General features: G+C 71.8%; 11 protein-coding genes. 3 read left to right on the top strand and 8 right to left on the bottom strand.

The annotated features are described in order from the left end of the window. Positions 1-2 precede the first annotated feature (2 nt). The 8 genes from scpB to IAG42_RS27990 all read right to left on the bottom strand — a co-directional run bounded on the left by scpB (position 3) and on the right by IAG42_RS27990 (position 9,906). A complete protein-coding gene (gene scpB, locus IAG42_RS28025) occupies positions 3-635 on the bottom strand; it encodes an SMC-Scp complex subunit ScpB (RefSeq protein ID WP_188339733.1) in 633 nt (210 codons plus the stop codon). Beyond that, positions 632-1,678 (bottom strand): segregation and condensation protein A, encoded by a 1,047-nt coding sequence (locus IAG42_RS28020; protein WP_188339732.1) that lies wholly within the window; start codon positions 1,676-1,678, stop codon positions 632-634. The genes scpB and IAG42_RS28020 overlap by 4 nt, the downstream gene beginning before the upstream one ends. 18 nt (positions 1,679-1,696) lie before the next feature. Then, positions 1,697-2,290, bottom strand: coding sequence for a hypothetical protein (locus IAG42_RS28015; protein WP_188339731.1), 594 nt, complete (start codon positions 2,288-2,290; stop codon positions 1,697-1,699). Further along, the gene (locus IAG42_RS28010; RefSeq protein ID WP_188339730.1) at positions 2,275-3,453 is read right to left on the bottom strand and encodes a ParA family protein; all 1,179 of its coding nucleotides are present in this window, start codon (positions 3,451-3,453) and stop codon (positions 2,275-2,277) included. The genes IAG42_RS28015 and IAG42_RS28010 overlap by 16 nt, the downstream gene beginning before the upstream one ends. Positions 3,454-3,768: 315 nt before the next feature. Continuing rightward, the gene (ald, locus tag IAG42_RS28005; RefSeq protein WP_188339729.1) at positions 3,769-4,884 is read right to left on the bottom strand and encodes an alanine dehydrogenase; all 1,116 of its coding nucleotides are present in this window, start codon (positions 4,882-4,884) and stop codon (positions 3,769-3,771) included. 146 nt (positions 4,885-5,030) lie between these two features. After that, positions 5,031-7,001 (bottom strand): tetratricopeptide repeat protein, encoded by a 1,971-nt coding sequence (locus IAG42_RS28000; protein WP_223206447.1) that lies wholly within the window; start codon positions 6,999-7,001, stop codon positions 5,031-5,033. Between the two features lie 477 nt (positions 7,002-7,478). Beyond that, positions 7,479-8,111 carry an NUDIX domain-containing protein gene (locus IAG42_RS27995; protein ID WP_188339727.1) on the bottom strand — a complete coding sequence of 211 codons (633 nt, stop codon included), beginning with the start codon at positions 8,109-8,111 and terminating at the stop codon, positions 7,479-7,481. A 112-nt stretch (positions 8,112-8,223) separates the two neighbouring features. Beyond that, positions 8,224-9,906, bottom strand: coding sequence for a CTP synthase (locus tag IAG42_RS27990; RefSeq protein WP_188339726.1), 1,683 nt, complete (start codon positions 9,904-9,906; stop codon positions 8,224-8,226). Positions 9,907-10,398: 492 nt separating this feature from the next. Between IAG42_RS27990 and IAG42_RS27985 the strand changes: the two genes are divergently transcribed. From IAG42_RS27985 to IAG42_RS27975, 3 genes are all read left to right on the top strand, one after another. Further along, complete coding sequence (locus tag IAG42_RS27985) at positions 10,399-12,201, top strand: glycoside hydrolase family 15 protein (RefSeq protein ID WP_188341648.1); 1,803 nt, start codon at positions 10,399-10,401, stop codon at positions 12,199-12,201. 77 nt (positions 12,202-12,278) lie between these two features. Next, on the top strand, positions 12,279-13,661 hold the full coding sequence (locus IAG42_RS27980; protein ID WP_188339725.1) for an FAD-binding oxidoreductase: 1,383 nt from the start codon (positions 12,279-12,281) through the stop codon (positions 13,659-13,661). Positions 13,662-13,739: 78 nt separating this feature from the next. Continuing rightward, on the top strand, positions 13,740-15,392 hold the full coding sequence (locus IAG42_RS27975) for a PucR family transcriptional regulator (protein ID WP_188339724.1): 1,653 nt from the start codon (positions 13,740-13,742) through the stop codon (positions 15,390-15,392). Position 15,393: the final 1 nt, after the last annotated feature.

Here is a 15,393-nt window from a genome sequence, read left to right as displayed (position 1 = left end):
GTCTAGTCGTCTGCGTCCTCGTACCCCGGCGCATCGGGTGCGTCCGGGTCGAACGACGGGACCCCTTCCAGCGTGTCCGCCTCGATCGCGTCCGCCTCGGGGAGGAAGGGCGCGAGCTCCGGGAGCTCGTCCAGGCCGCGCAGGCCCATCCGCTCCAGGAAGTAGTTCGTCGTCCTGTACAGGATCGCACCTGTTTCAGGTTCCGCGCCCGCCTCCTCGACGAGACCGCGCTGGAGCAGGGTCCGCATCACCCCGTCACAGTTCACCCCGCGCACGGCGGAGACCCGCGAACGGCTCACGGGCTGGCGGTACGCGACGACCGCGAGCGTCTCCAGGGCGGCCTGGGTCAGCCGCGCGACCTGCCCGTCGAGCACGAATCCCTCGACGGCGGCCGCGTACTCCGGCCGGGTGTAGAAGCGCCAGCCGCCGGCCACGGAGCGCAGCTCGAAGCCGCGGCCCTGGACGGTGTACTCGTCGGCCAGCGCGCGCAGGGCGTCCGCGACGGCCCGCTCGGGCCGCTGGAGAATCTTCGCCAGGTGCTTCTCGGTGGCGGGCTCGTCGACGACCATGAGGACGGCCTCCAGGGCGGGCTTGAGGTCGAGCCCGGCCACGCCGTCGTCGGGTACGGCACTCATACGGCCTCCTCCTGCTGCTCTCTGCGTGGTTCCTCCGGGCTTTCCGGCGCCCGGTCGAACTCGTCCGTCACGACGGGCGGGGCCCCGTCCGCGCCGCCGGTCCAGCGCACCAGGAGCTCGCCGAGCGCGGCCTCCTGGTCCAGGGCGACCGCCTTCTCCCGGTACAGCTCCAGCAGGGCGAGGAAGCGGGCCACGACCGTGAGCGTGTCGTCGGTGTCGGCCACGAGGTCCTGGAAGCTGGCCTCGCCGAGCTCGCGCAGCCGCGCCACCACCACCCCGGCCTGCTCCTGCACGCTGACCAGCGGGGCGTGGATGTGGTCCACGTAGACCTGCGGCTCGGGCTTCGGCTGCATCGCCTTCACGGCGAGCTTCGCGAAGCCCTCCGGGCCGATGCTGATGACGACGTCGGGCAGCAGCTCGGCGTGGTGCGGCTCCAGGCCCACCGTGCGCGGGTGGCGCCGCGCCTCGTCCTCGAAGCGGGCGCTGAAGATGTCGGCGATCCGCTTGTACGCGCGGTACTGGAGCAGCCGGGCGAACAGCAGGTCCCGCGCCTCCAGCAGCGCGAGATCGCCCTCGTCCTCGACCTCGGCGGTGGGGAGCAGCCGCGCCGCCTTCAGATCCAGCAGGGTCGCGGCGACGACCAGGAACTCGGTCGTCTGGTCCAGGTCCCAGTCCGGCCCCATGGCGCGGATGTGCGCCATGAACTCGTCGGTCACCTTGGACAGCGCGACCTCGGTGACATCGAGCTTGTGCTTGGCGATCAGCTGCAGCAGCAGGTCGAAGGGGCCCTCGAAGTTCGCCAGCCGGACGGTGAACTTCCCGTCGTCCGCACCGGCCTCGGGCTCGGGCTCGGACGCGGGCTCCTCGGCCACCACTTCCGCGACATCCGGCTCCGCGACCACCTCAGGCTCGGGGGCGGGCTCCTCGGCCACCGGCTCAGGTGCGGGTTCCGGCTCTCGCGGTGGAGCCGCCGCCGCGCCGCGGCCCAGCGCGCGTCGGGGCGGGCGCTCGGGCGGGGCGGGGCTCGGATCGTTCTCAGGCATCAAGGCCGGAGGCTACCGCTACCGCCCGCGCAGCCGGCGTACGAGAATGCTCGCGTCCCCGCGGGACTCCAGGTCGGCCAGGACGACGGCGACGGCCTCGCGCACGATGCGGCCCCGGTCGACGGCGAGCCCGTGCTCACCGCGCAGCACGAGGCGCGCGTGCTCGAGGTCCATCAGCTCCTCGGCGGAGACGTAGACGGTGATCTTCTCGTCGTGCCGCTCGCGGCCGCTGGGCCGGCGATTGGCGGCACGGGAGCGGCGCCGGGCCCCGGCAGCCGCGCCGCGGCCACTGCCAGAACCTTCCTGCGCGCTCCCCGACGGACGCCGGTCGGACGCGGCCGCGCCCTCGCCCGCCGCGCCGCGGCTGCGCGAGCCGGAGTCGGACTCCGCCTCGGCGGCGGCGTGCTCGGCGCCCTCGGACGACGGGTCCGCCCCGTCCTCCTTGGCCGCCGGGGACGAGGACGCCGCCTCGTCGCTCTCGCCCGCCGGACTCGGCACCCGGGGTTCACCGTTCGCGTTCGCCGTGCGCCTCGGCGACGACGCCTGCAGTGCCATGCCCCCGGTCGTACGGAACAGTTCGTCGGCCCCCGGCAGACTCACTCGGCGTGACACCGGGCGAGCACCTCCCTGGCGAGCTGACGGTAGGCGGCGGCACCGACCGAGTTCGAGGCGTACGTGGTGATGGGCTCGCCGGCGACCGTGGTCTCCGGGAAGCGCACCGTGCGGCCGATGACCGTGTGGTAGACGTGATCGTCGAACGCCTCGACCACGCGCGCGAGGACCTCACGGCTGTGCACGGTCCGCGAGTCGTACATCGTGGCGAGGATGCCGTCGAGCTCCAGGTCGGGGTTGAGCCGCTCCTGGACCTTCTCGATCGTCTCGGTCAGCAGGGCCACACCGCGCAGCGCGAAGAACTCGCACTCCAGCGGCACGATCACCTTGTGAGCGGCCGTCAGCGCGTTCACGGTGAGCAGGCCGAGCGAGGGCTGACAGTCGATCACGATGTAGTCGTAGTCGGACATCAGCGGCTTCAGGGCGCGCTGCAGCGTGGACTCGCGCGCCACCTCGCTCACCAACTGGACCTCGGCGGCCGAGAGGTCGATGTTGCTCGGCAGCAGGTCCATGTTCGGGACCGCGGTCTTCAGGAGGACCTCGTCGGCCGACATGCCCCGCTCCATGAGCAGGTTGTAGACGGTGAGGTCGAGCTCCATCGGGTTGACGCCGAGGCCGACCGACAGGGCACCCTGCGGGTCGAAGTCGACGAGCAGCACCCGGCGTCCGTACTCGGCGAGCGCGGCACCCAGGTTGATGGTCGACGTGGTCTTGCCGACGCCGCCCTTCTGGTTGCACATCGCGATGATCTTCGCCGGGCCGTGGTCGGTCAGCGGTCCTGGGATCGGGAAGTACGGGAGCGGGCGCCCGGTCGGGCCGACGCGCTCGCGGCGCTGACGGGCAGCGTCCGGGGCGAGCGTGGCCGCGTACTCGGGATCGGGCTCGTACTCGGCGTCGGGGTCGTAGAAGTGCCCCTCGGGCAGTTCGTCGTAGTCGGCGAAGTGGCTGTGTGTGTCGCCGCTTCGGTCGCCGGCCATGGCGTTCACGTGATGGCCATCCATGCTCTGGTGTGCTGTCTGCGTCGGCGTCTGCGGGGGGCTGCTCCGGTAGCCGCTCTGGTGGGCCGCGAAGGTGCGTACAGCGACGGAGCCGACAGCCTGAAGCCCCGCGGGTCCCTGCCCGCCCGGCCGGCCACCTCCGGGAGTAAATGTCGACTCATTCACAAGTCGTCTTACCTCCTTGGACGTGACCAGGAACATTTATCGATAGGTCAGCGTGGCACCATGCCGACGGTTGGCGACTCTATGGCGTGTCACCGCTCCGCAGCAACACAATCCACCGGACCCGGCACGATGTGTCGGTAATGGAACACCCTCATGTCAAGGGCGTACGGGGGTTCTTCGCCACGTTTCGCGAGGGAGCGAATCGGTTAAAGGGTTACCTTCAAGGCGAGTTGACCATGTCCTGACCCATGCGCGTACGGCCGGACCTCTGACGAGGTCCGGCCGTGGGCGTGAGATTGACGACTTCGGTTGACGTCAGCCGAGGAGCGTCTCGAGCTCGAGGTGCTCGAGACCGTGCGCCTCGGCGACCTCCTTGTAAACCACCTTGCCGTCATGGGTGTTGAGGCCCAGGGCGAGCGCGGGGTCACGGCGCAGGGCCTCGACCCAGCCGTTGTTGGCCAGCGACACGATGTAGGGCAGCGTGGCGTTCGTCAGCGCGTACGTCGACGTGTTGGGCACGGCGCCCGGCATGTTGGCGACGCAGTAGAAGACCGAGTTGTGGACCTGGAAGGTCGGCTCGGCGTGCGTGGTCGGGTGCGAGTCCTCGAAGCAGCCGCCCTGGTCGATCGCGATGTCGACAAGGACACTTCCGGGCTTCATCTTGGCGACGAGCTCGTTGGTGACCAGCTTCGGGGCCTTGGCGCCCGGGATGAGGACGGCGCCGATGACGAGGTCGGCCTCGACGACGGCCTTCTCCAGCTCGTAGGCGTTGGAGACGATCGTCTGCACCTTGGTGCCGAAGATCTTGTCGGCCTCGCGGAGCTTGTTGATGTCCTTGTCGAGCAGGGTCACGTGGAAGCCCATGCCGACGGCGATCTGCGTGGCGTTCCAGCCGGAGACGCCGCCGCCGATGACGACGGCCTTGCCGGCGTGGGTGCCGGGGACGCCGCCGGGGAGCACGCCGCGGCCGCCGACCGAGCGCATCAGGTGGTAGGCGCCGACCTGCGGGGCCAGACGGCCCGCGACCTCGGACATCGGGGCGAGCAGCGGGAGCGCGCGGTTCGCGGTCTCGACCGTCTCGTACGCGATGGCGGTGGTGCCGGACTCGAGGAGCGCGTCCGTGCACTCCTTGGAGGCGGCCAGGTGCAGGTAGGTGAAGAGGGTCTGGTCCTTGCGGAGGCGGTGGTACTCCTCCGCGATCGGCTCCTTGACCTTCAGGAGCAGGTCGGCGGTGGCCCAGACCTCGTCGGCGGTGCCGAGGATCTGCGCTCCGGCCGAGACGTACTCGTCGTCCGTGATCGAGGAGCCGACACCGGCGTTCTGCTCGATGAAGACCTGGTGGCCGTGGCGCACGAGCTCATGCACGCCGGCGGGGGTGATGGCCACCCGGAACTCGTTGTTCTTGACCTCGCGGGGGATGCCGACCTTCATCGTCGATCACGGTCCTTGGCTCAGGGGATTTCTCGGGCAATGCACTACATACCAGTGTGCCGGGGGACACACCAGGAGAGACCGCGGAATCACCGCAGTGGAGCCAGTCTAATGAAGGTTTTCTTGCTGTCTAGCCTTTCGTTGCATCAATCTTCAGACGATGCACTACGGATTTCGTAGGCGTTCGCGGCCTCCTTCGAAGGTTTTACCTCCGGAGTGAGCTCCTCCCCCAGCATGCGCTCGGCCGCGCCCCGGTGCAGCTTGGCCGCCGCGGGGTCGCCCAGTCGTTCGAGGGTGTCGGCCAGCCGCAGCTGGAGCGCGGCCTGCAGCCGGACGTCCTTGGCCTGACGTGCCCATTCGACCGCCTCCTGGCAGGTGCGCAGCGACTCCTCGGGCCGCCCCGCATACTCCTGCACCCGCGCCAGCTCGCTCAACGCCCGCGCCTGCGCGGGCACATCGCCCTGCTTGCGGTACCCGGCCACCGCCGAGCGCCAGCTGCGCAGCGCCTCCCCGTACCGGCCCGCGTAGGTGTGCACGGCGGCGATCCGGCCGTGCAACCGCGCGGCGTCGGCCCGCTCCCCGCGCGCGAGCCGCTGCGCGAGGGCCCGCCCGTACCAGTCGGCGGCCCGCTGCCAGTCCCCCAGCTCCTGGTGCGCGCCGCCTACGGATTCCATCGCGCGGCCGGTCGCGTACGGGTCCCGGGCCTCACGTCCGGCGTCCAGCGCGGCCCGGTAGCGGGCGAGGGCGTCCCGGGTCCGGCCGGTCTGCGCGTCCACGTCGGCGAGGTTCAGCAGCGCCGCGGCCTTCTCGCGGGGCAGGTCACGGCGCTCGGCGACGTCCAGCACCATGCGGTGGATCCCGTACAGCTCGGGGGCCGCCGCCTCGGTGCCGCGGTGGGCGACCAGGGCCCGGGCCAGCGCCGACATCAGCCGCCGGGCCAGGGTGTCGAGCTCGCCGTCCGCGACGGCCAGGCGGGCCGCGGCGAGCAGCGCGGGCTGCCGGACGCGCAGCCACTCGGCGGCGGCCGCGGGGTCCGCGAACCGCAGGGCGCTGGGCAGCCCGGCCAGCTTCTTGCGGGCCGGGGACCCGTCGGGCTCGGTGACGGCGCGGCAGGAGGTGAGCAGCCGTACGGTGCGCTCCAGCATGCGGGCGCGGGCCAGCTGCACCTCGCCGGGCCGGTCCTGGGTCTCGGTGAGCCCGCGCAGCAGCGGCACCAGGCAGCCCGGCACCTCGTACTGGGGCAGCTCGGAGGGCACGGCGCGGACCAGGCCGAGGGTCACGAAGTCGTCGAGGGTGGTCTGCGCGGCGGACACGGAGCAGCCGGCCAGCGCGGACGCCGTGTGCGGGTCCACGTAGCCGTCGGGGGCCAGCGACAGATAGCGCAGTATCCGGGCGGCGGGCCCGGGCAGCGTGGCGTACGAGTGCCGGAAGACCCGGGCGAGCGCGGTGCCCTCCCCGTCCTGGGCGTGCAGCTGCTTGGCCAGGTCGGCGACCGACTCCTTGGGGCGTACGGCGAGCCAGCCGCCGGCGAGTTCGAGCGCGGCCGGCTCGGCCCCGCACAGTTCGACCAGGGACTCGGCCGAGCGCGGGTCGCAGGTGATGCGGACGGAGCCGGTGTGGCGGGTGAGCAGTTCGAGCGCGGACTTGGTGTCGAGTCCGCCGAGGGTGCAGGGCCGTACGTCGGGGATGCCGGTGAGGGGGCCTTCGGCGACGGCGACGACCAGACAGTCGGGGGTGTCGGGCAGCAGCTGGTCGACCTGTTCGGCGTCCTGGGCGTCGTCGAGGAACAGGACGACGCGGCGCAGGGCGAGCCCCTCGCGCAGCCGTTCCGTGAGGTCGTCGGCCGACTCGCCGGGCGGCGCGGGCAGTTCGAGCGCGTCGAGCAGCTCACGGGCCACGCGTTCGGTGGGAACGGGGGTGCCGTCGGCGCCGCTCAGCCGGACCCGCAGTGCCCCGTCCGGGTACCGCTCGGCGACCTCGCGCAGCAGTTCCCCGGCCAGTGCGGTGCGGCCGGTGCCGGGGCGGCCGGCGATGAGCAGGACGCGGGCGCGGGGGGCCTTGCGGCCGGACAGGGTGTCGAGTCCGGCCCGTTCGATGTCGGACCTGAGTTCGGCCAACTCCCGGCGGCGGCCCAGGAACTGACGGTTCGCCTGCGTACGGGGCCGGGGTTTGCGGGAGCTGCGGGGTGCGGGTCCGGACGACTTCCCGACCGCCGTCACGTCGTCCGACTCGACCGCCTGATCCGTCACGGGCCACGCTCCGTCTCACCCATCCCCTCCGGGGGTCGGCAGGGGCGATCCCGAGCCTAGTTCAGGGGGTGCGGGTGCCCTGGGCGGGCGGCGCGCACAAGTCCCCTGATCGGATCAGCGGATTGTGGGACCGGGCGGGGATTCGTCGCGGGCTGCGGGCCGGTGGGGGCTGGTCGCGCAGTTCCCCGCGCCCCTGAGATGCATGCGCTTCGCGCCGCATCTCTCCGATGAAAGGCGCCGGGCGCCTTTCATCGGGGGAAGGCGCGGCGAAGCCGCATGCCTTCCAGGGGCGCGGGGAACTGCGCGACCAGCCCCCACCGCACCCGCACCCGCCGACGAAACCGATCAGGCCTCGAACGGACGCGCAGGCCAGGGCGCCTCGGCCGGCCTCAGCCCATCGATCCCGCCCTCGACAGAACGCGCTGCGACGAGCGAGAGCACGCCCACGACCAGGCAGTTGTTGTGCAGGTCACCGGCGAGCACCCCGGAGACCAGGTCACCGAGCGGCACCCGGGCCAACTCCATGTCGGCCTCCTCGTGCTCGACCTCGAACCGCTCCCCCTCCGCCTCGGCCAGATCCCGCGCGAGGAAGATGCGCACGGCCTCGGAGCAGCCGCCCGGCGTCGTGTAGACGTCGGTCAGGACGCGCCAGTCCTCCGCCTTGACGTGCGCCTCCTCGTAGAGCTCGCGCTGGGCGGCGTGCAGCGGGTTCTCACCGGGGATGTCGAGCAGTCCGGCCGGGATCTCCCAGAGCTTCATGTGCACGGGGTGGCGGTACTGCTTGAGGATCAGCACCCGGTCCTGGTCGTCGAGGGCGAGCACGGCGACGGAGCCGGGGTGGACCTGGTAGTCGCGGTGGACGACCTCGCCGTCGGGCATGACGACCTCGTCCGTCCGCACGGAGGTCTTGTTCCCGACGAAGGGGGTCGCGGTCGCCCGGACCTCCCACTGCTCGGCGGTGTCCCTGATCGTCGTCATGCCGAACGTTCCTCCCACTTGCCGCGCGAAGCGCTTGCCACACAAAGAAACCGGGGCACGTGCCGCATTCGGCACGCACCCCGGTAACCGTACATCGCTCGGCGTACGGGCCTTACTTGGCCTTCTTGGCCCCCGTGGCAGCGGCGGCGGCCGCGACCTTGCGCTCGACCGCGGCCTTCACCAGACCGGCGAAGAGCGGGTGCGGACGCGTCGGACGCGAGCGCAGCTCCGGGTGCGCCTGGGTGGCGACCAGGTAGGGGTGGACGTCGCGCGGGTACTCGACGTACTCGACGAGCTTGCCGTCCGGGGAGAGGCCGGAGAACTGCAGACCGGCCTTCTTCTCGAGCTCGGCGCGGTACGCGTTGTTCACCTCGTAGCGGTGACGGTGGCGCTCCTCGACGTACTCCTTGCCGTCGTACACCTCGCGCACGATGGAGCCCTCGGCGAGCTTGGCCGGGTACATGCCGAGCCGCATGGTGCCGCCCATGTCGCCCTCACCGGCGACGATGTCGAGCTGCTCGGCCATGGTGGAGATGACCGGGTGGGCGGTCGCGGCGTCGAACTCGGTGGAGTTGGCGTCCGGGATGTCGGCCAGGTTGCGCGCGGCCTCGATCACGGTGCACTGCAGGCCCAGGCAGAGGCCGAGCAGCGGGATCTTGTTCTCGCGGGCGAACTGGATCGCGCCGACCTTGCCGGAGACACCGCGGTCGCCGAAGCCGCCGGGGATGCAGATCGCGTCGACGTCGCCGAGCTGCTTCTTGGCGCCGGCCGGGGTCTTGCAGTCGTCCGAGGTGACCCACTTGATCTTGACGCGGGCCTTGTTGGCGAAGCCGCCGGCGCGCAGCGCCTCGGTCACCGACAGGTAGGCGTCGGGCAGGTCGATGTACTTGCCGACCAGGGCCATGACGATCTCGTGGTCGGGGTTGTGGACGCGGTCGAGCAGGTCGTCCCAGGTCGTCCAGTCCACGTCGCGGAACGGCAGGTCGAGCTTGCGCACGACGTACGCGTCGAGACCCTCGGCGTGCACGACCTTCGGGATGTCGTAGATCGAGCGGGCGTCGGGGCAGGCCACGACGGCGGCCTCGTCGACGTCGCACATCAGCGAGATCTTGCGCTTGATGGCGGTGGGGACCTCGCGGTCGCAGCGCAGCACGATGGCGTCCGGCTGGATACCGATGTTGCGCAGGGCGGCGACCGAGTGCTGGGTCGGCTTGGTCTTGAGCTCGCCGGAGGGGCCGATGTAGGGCAGCAGCGAGATGTGGACCACGAACACGTTGTCGCGGCCGACCTCGTGGCGGACCTGGCGGACGGTCTCCAGGAACGGCAGCGACTCGATGTCGCCGACGGTGCCGCCGACCTCGGTGATCACGACGTCGACCTCGTCCGTCGCCATGCGGCGGATGCGGTGCTTGATCTCGTTCGTGATGTGCGGGATGACCTGGACGGTGTCGCCGAGGTACTCGCCGCGCCGCTCCTTGGCGATGACCTGCGAGTAGACCTGGCCGGTCGTCACGTTGGCCGAGCCGTCGAGGTCGCGGTCGAGGAAGCGCTCGTAGTGGCCGATGTCCAGGTCGGTCTCGGCGCCGTCGTTGGTGACGAACACCTCACCGTGCTGGAAGGGGTTCATCGTGCCCGGGTCGACGTTCAGGTACGGGTCGAGCTTCTGCATGACGACGCGGAGGCCCCGTGCCTTGAGCAGCATCCCGAGGCTGGAGGCGGTGAGGCCCTTGCCGAGGGAGGAGGCGACACCCCCGGTGACGAAGATGTGCTTGGTCGTCGTTGATTTGGGCGTCATGGCCAAAGGGGGGCTCCCGTGGTCGCGGTCTGGACTGCGTACCGGCTTCCTCACCAGGTCTTCCGGGGGAGGCGCCGTCGCTGCGGTTCGGGGGTTCGATGACCACCGGCTCACGGGCTACCAGGGTATCAGCGACCGGACGAGACCGCTTCCGGCCACGCTCCGCACACGCGTGGCCACCGCATGGACGGGGTATCGGCGGGGTACACGGCCTCGTCACCCTGCGGTCACTCGTTCGGCCCATGGGTGTTGCCGTGAGCGGCACGCAGAGCGGGTACGTGCGTCGTATCCTGCTCGGACACTCGGCTGGCCCTCCCGGAACACCGGTCCGTCAGTTCGTTTGACAACGCCGTAACACGCCAAAATCGCCGTACAGCCGTATACAGGTCGACGTGTCGGGACGTATCCAGCATCTGTCCGTCGGCCCTTCCCCCCTGACCCCAGCCCCCTGACCTTCCGGGGGCGTACGTGGCCGTTCGACTGGAGTTGCACGTGGCCGGGCGCATCGAGGATTACGCACTCATCGGAGACATGCAGACCGCCGCCCTGGTCTGCCGGGACGGCACGGTCGACTGGCTGTGCCTGCCCCGCTTCGACTCGCACGCCATTTTCGCCGGGCTGCTCGGCACCGAGGACCACGGCTTCTGGCGGCTGGGTCCCGCCTACGCGGCCGGCGGCCGACCACCGGCGGCGACGCGGCGCGAGTACCGCGGCGACTCGCTGGTCCTCGTCTCCGAGTGGGACACCCCGCGCGGCACGGTCCGCGTGACCGACTTCATGCCGCCGCGCGACGGCGCACCCCAGCTGACCCGGATCGTGGAGGGCCTGAGCGGGCGCGTCCCGATGCGCTCGGCGCTGCGGATGCGCTTCTCCTACGGGCGGATCGTGCCCTGGGTGCACAAGGTGGACGGGCGCACGGTCGCCGTGGCGGGCCCGGACTCGGTGTGGCTGGACACGGACGCGGACACGTACGGCAAGGACCTGACGACGTACTCCGACTTCACCGTCTCCCCCGGCGAGAAGTTCGCCTTCACCGTCCAGTGGCAGCCCTCGCACAAGGAGCAGCCGGCCCTGCCGGACCCGGACGGCGCCCTGGACGCGACGCTGGAGTTCTGGCGCGAGTGGGTCGAGCACTGCACGTACCACGGGCCCTACCGCGAGGCCGTGGTCCGCTCGCTGATCACGCTGAAGGCGCTCACGTACGCGCCGACGGGCGGCATCGTGGCGGCCCCCACCACCTCGCTGCCGGAGGAGATCGGCGGCGTACGGAACTGGGACTACCGCTACACCTGGCTGCGGGACGCGGCGATCACCCTGTCCTCGCTGCTGCGCACCGGCTACCGCGAGGAGGCCCGAGCCTGGCGCGAGTGGTTGCTGCGGGCGGTGGCCGGCGACCCGGAGAACCTGCAGATCATGTACGGCATCGCGGGCGAGCGCGAGCTCGGCGAGGCGGAGCTGGACTGGCTCCCGGGGTACGAGAACTCGGCGCCGGTCCGCGTCGGCAACGGGGCGGCGCACCAGCTCCAGCTCGACGTCTACGGCGAGGTCACCGAGGCACTGCACCTGGCGCACATGACGGGCCTGGCCCGCAACGACTACGCGTCGATCCTCCAGCTGAAGCTCATCCGGTACCTGGAGGACCACTGGGACGAGCCGGACGAGGGCATCTGGGAGGTGCGCGGCCCGCGCCGGCACTTCGTGCACTCGAAGGTGATGGCCTGGGTCGCGGTGGACCGCACGATCAAGCTCATCGAGTCCGGGGACGCGGACGGCCCGCTGGAGAAGTGGCGCGACCTGCGCGACGACATCCACCGGGACGTGTGCGAGAAGGGTTACGACAAGGAGCGCAACACCTTCACCCAGTCCTACGGCAGCAAGGAGCTCGACGCATCGCTGCTGCTGATCCCGCAGATGGGCTTCCTGCCGCCGGACGACAAGCGCGTCATCGGCACGATCGAGGCGATCCAGCGGGAGCTGTCGACGACGGACGGCTTCATCCTGCGCTACCCGACGGACGGCGAGGACGAGGGCGTCGACGGACTGCCCGGCGACGAGGGCGCGTTCCTCGCCTGTTCGTTCTGGATGGCGGACGACCTCGCGATGATCGGCCGGGTCGACGAGGCCCGCACCCTGTTCGAGAAGCTCCTGGCGCTGCGCAACGACCTGGGCCTGCTCGCCGAGGAGTGGGACCCGCGGCTGCAGCGTCAGGTCGGCAACTTCCCGCAGGCGTTCAGCCACGTCCCGCTCATCGACACGGCCCTGCGTCTGACGGCCTCGGGAGCGTACGGAGGTTAGGACCCGGCCGACAGGACCGCCGCCCCCGACCGGCCTAGGCTGATAGCCATCAGCCCCTGCACGGAAGGGGGCGCCCCATGGCTACCCCGACGAAGGCGGGCGCGGCGCTTGCCGCGCTGCGCGAGGATCTGGTCGGCGACGTGTTCGCCCCGGGGGACGCGGGCTACGACGAGGCCCGTGTGCTCTACAACTCGATGATCGACCGCCGTCCGGCGGTCATAGCCCAGTGCGTGGACGCCGACGACGTCGTGCGGGCCGTCCGCTTCGGCCGTGAAGTGGACCTTCCCATCGCGGTGCGCGGCGGCGGGCACAGTGTGGCCGGCATGTCGCTGAACGACGGCGGCCTGGTCGTCGACCTGCGTCACATGCGGGCGGTCACCGTCCACCCCGGCGCCATGGCGGTACAGGTCGCCGGCGGCGCCACGATGAGCGAACTCGACCGCGCCTGCCAGCCGTACGACCTCGCCACCACCGGCGGCCGGGTCTCGACGACGGGGGTCGGCGGGTTCGTGCTCGGCGGCGGCAGCGGCTGGCTGGAGCGCCTGTGGGGCCTGGCCACGGACAATCTGCTGGGCGCCGAGCTCGTCACGGCTGACGGCACCAAGGTCCGCACGAGCGCGGAGGAGAACCCGGAGCTGTTCTGGGGCCTGCACGGCGGCGGCGGGAACTTCGGTGTCGCCACCTCGCTCACGCTGCGCCTGCACGAGCTGCCCGCGTTCTCCATCGCGATGATGTTCTGCCTGCCCGAGTTCGGCCCCGACGTCGTGCGCACGTACCGCGACGTCATCGAGGCGGGCCCGGTGGAGGCCGGCGGCGGAGTGATCTACCTGACCGGCCAGCCCGAGGAGTTCATGCCGCCCCAACTGGTCGGCAAGCTGCTGTGCGGCGCGCTGATCACGTACGCGGGGACCGAGGAGGATCTGCGCAAGCTCGCGCAGCCGCTGCTCGCCCTGCCGCACGAGGTGGAGATCGTCGCGCAGCTGCCCTACGCGGACGTCCAGTGCATGCTCGACGATCCGCCCGGGCTGCGGAACTACTGGTCGGCGGAGTACCTGAAGGGCCTGCCGGACGACTACGCGGACGTCTTCTGCGCCGGCGCGGCCGCCATGCCGGTGCCGAGCGGCACGCTCCACGTCCTGTTCCCAGAGGGCGGGGCCGTCGCCGACGGTCCGTCCGAGTTCCCGGTGCCCTACCGGGACGCCCCGTGGGGCATGCACCCGTTCGCGGCCTGGGAGGACCCGGCCGACGACGAGCACAACATCCAGTGGGTCAAGGACGTCCGCGCGGCGGCCCGGCCCTGGGCCACCGGTGACGTGTACCTCAACTTCATCGGTGACGAGGGCGAGGAGCGCGTGGTGGCGGGCCTGGGTGCCGAGAACACCCGGCGGCTCTCCGCGCTGAAACGGGAGTACGACCCGGACAACGTGTTCCGCTTCAACCACAACATCAAGCCGGGCTGAGCCGGCCGGACCCCGCTCCCCCGCCCGTACGTCACCGGGAGGTGTGCTCACGGCATTCGCGCAGGTAGCGTCCGCTGCATGGACAGCGGATTCGACAGCCAGAGCGCCGGCGTCACGGTGCAGCGTGCGCTGGAACTGCCCGGCCTGCGGGGCGGCCTCCCCGAGGTGATCGCGGGCGCCGAGCGCCTGCAGCGGCCCGTGCGCTGGGTGCACGCGGGCGAAGTGCCGAACATCGCGTCCCTGCTCAAGGGCGGCGAGCTGCTCCTGACCACGGGCTTCGGCATCGGCACCCGGCCCGCCGAGCAGCGCGCCTTCGTCCGCAAGCTGGCCGAGCGCGGCATCGCGGCGCTCGTCATCGAGCTGGGCCAGCGCTTCGTGCGGCTGCCCGCCGCGCTCGTGGAGACGGCGCGCGCGGCGGGTCTGCCGCTGGTGCAGCTGCACCGCGAGGTGCCGTTCGTGACCGTCACGGAGGAGATCCACACCGAGATCGTCAACGGGCACTACGCGCTGCTCCAGCGCGCCGAGGAGGTGCACCGGCGCTGCACCGAGGCGCTGCTCGGCGGCGGCGGGGTGCCCCAGGTTCTGCGGATCCTCGCCGGTTTCTCCCGGAACCCGGTGTTCCTGGAGACCGTGGACGGACAGCTCCTGTACGCGGCCGGGGTGACGGACGACGTCGCCGATCCGCTGCAGGTGTGGGAGGGCATGCGGGGCGCGCACAAGGAGGCGCCGCCCGCCGGTGCCGTCCTGGTGGACGTGCCGGGCGGCGGGCCGGGCGCCGGTTCGGTGCGGGCCCGGCTGGTGCTGCTGCCGGTCGCGGGGGCGCTCGCCCCGGTGCACCGGATCGCCGCCGAGCGGGCCGCGGGCTCGCTGGCCGTGGTGCTGATGCAGGCGCGGCAGGAGGAGGAACTGGCGGCGCGGGGACGCGGTGACTTCCTCACGGATCTCGCGGAGGGCCGGATCACGCCGGAGGACGCCCCGGCGCAGGCCCGGGTCCTCGGCTTCAAGCCGGCCGGGCAGGGCCCGCTGCTGCCCGTGGTGATGCGGCTGCCGGAGGCGTCGGTGGGTTCGGTGGGCCTGTCCCCCGGGGGCGGCTGGGCGGTGCTCGCGCGGGCCGTGTCGGAGGAGCTGGCCTCGGTCGGGGTGCCGGTGCTGCTCGGTGTGCGGCCGGTCGAGGGGCGGGTGCCGCTGCTGCTCGGGCTGCGGTCGGAGTCGGAGCGCACGGCGGTCGCGGACCGGGTCGCGGCGGCGCTGCGGGCCGGGGTGGAGCGGGCCGGGATGCTGCGGGCGGGCACGCAGCCGCCGGTCGTGGTGGTCGGCGGCGCGGGCGGCTGGGCGGCGGCGGCCGCGGGGCTGCGGCACGCGGCGGAGACGGCGACGGCCGCGCAGGGCCTGGACGACCGGCCCTGGTACGACGCGCGGCGCCTGGACATCGACCTGCTGCTGTGGCGGCTGCGGGACCACCGGGACCTGGCCGCTTTCGTCGAGCGGGCGATCGGGCCGCTGCAGGAGCACGACCGGCGGGCGAAGCCGCCGCTGCTGCCCACGCTGCAGACCTATCTGGCGCACGCGGGGCGCAAGGCGGAGACGGCGCGCGAGCTGCACCTGAACCGGCAGACGCTCTACAACCGGCTGGCCCGCATCGGGGAGCTGCTCGGCACGGACCTGGACGACCCGCAGACGGTGCTCGCCCTGAGCCTGGCCCTGCGCGCCCGCCGGCACCTCACCCCCTGAC

The organism is Streptomyces xanthii (assembly GCF_014621695.1).
Taxonomy (GTDB): domain Bacteria; phylum Actinomycetota; class Actinomycetes; order Streptomycetales; family Streptomycetaceae; genus Streptomyces; species Streptomyces xanthii.
The sequence above is the reverse complement of the archived record's forward strand: the minus strand, read 5'-3'. Positions and strand labels throughout refer to the sequence as shown.

Coding starts and splice junctions, on each gene's coding strand:
- IAG42_RS27975 (WP_188339724.1), top strand. CDS start 13,740: ATGGACAGCGGATTCGACAGCCAGAGCGCCGGCGTCACGGTGCAGCGT.
- IAG42_RS27990 (WP_188339726.1), bottom strand. CDS start 9,906: ATGACGCCCAAATCAACGACGACCAAGCACATCTTCGTCACCGGGGGT.
- ald (WP_188339729.1), bottom strand. CDS start 4,884: ATGAAGGTCGGCATCCCCCGCGAGGTCAAGAACAACGAGTTCCGGGTG.
- IAG42_RS28020 (WP_188339732.1), bottom strand. CDS start 1,678: ATGCCTGAGAACGATCCGAGCCCCGCCCCGCCCGAGCGCCCGCCCCGA.
- IAG42_RS27995 (WP_188339727.1), bottom strand. CDS start 8,111: ATGACGACGATCAGGGACACCGCCGAGCAGTGGGAGGTCCGGGCGACC.
- scpB (WP_188339733.1), bottom strand. CDS start 635: ATGAGTGCCGTACCCGACGACGGCGTGGCCGGGCTCGACCTCAAGCCC.
- IAG42_RS27980 (WP_188339725.1), top strand. CDS start 12,279: ATGGCTACCCCGACGAAGGCGGGCGCGGCGCTTGCCGCGCTGCGCGAG.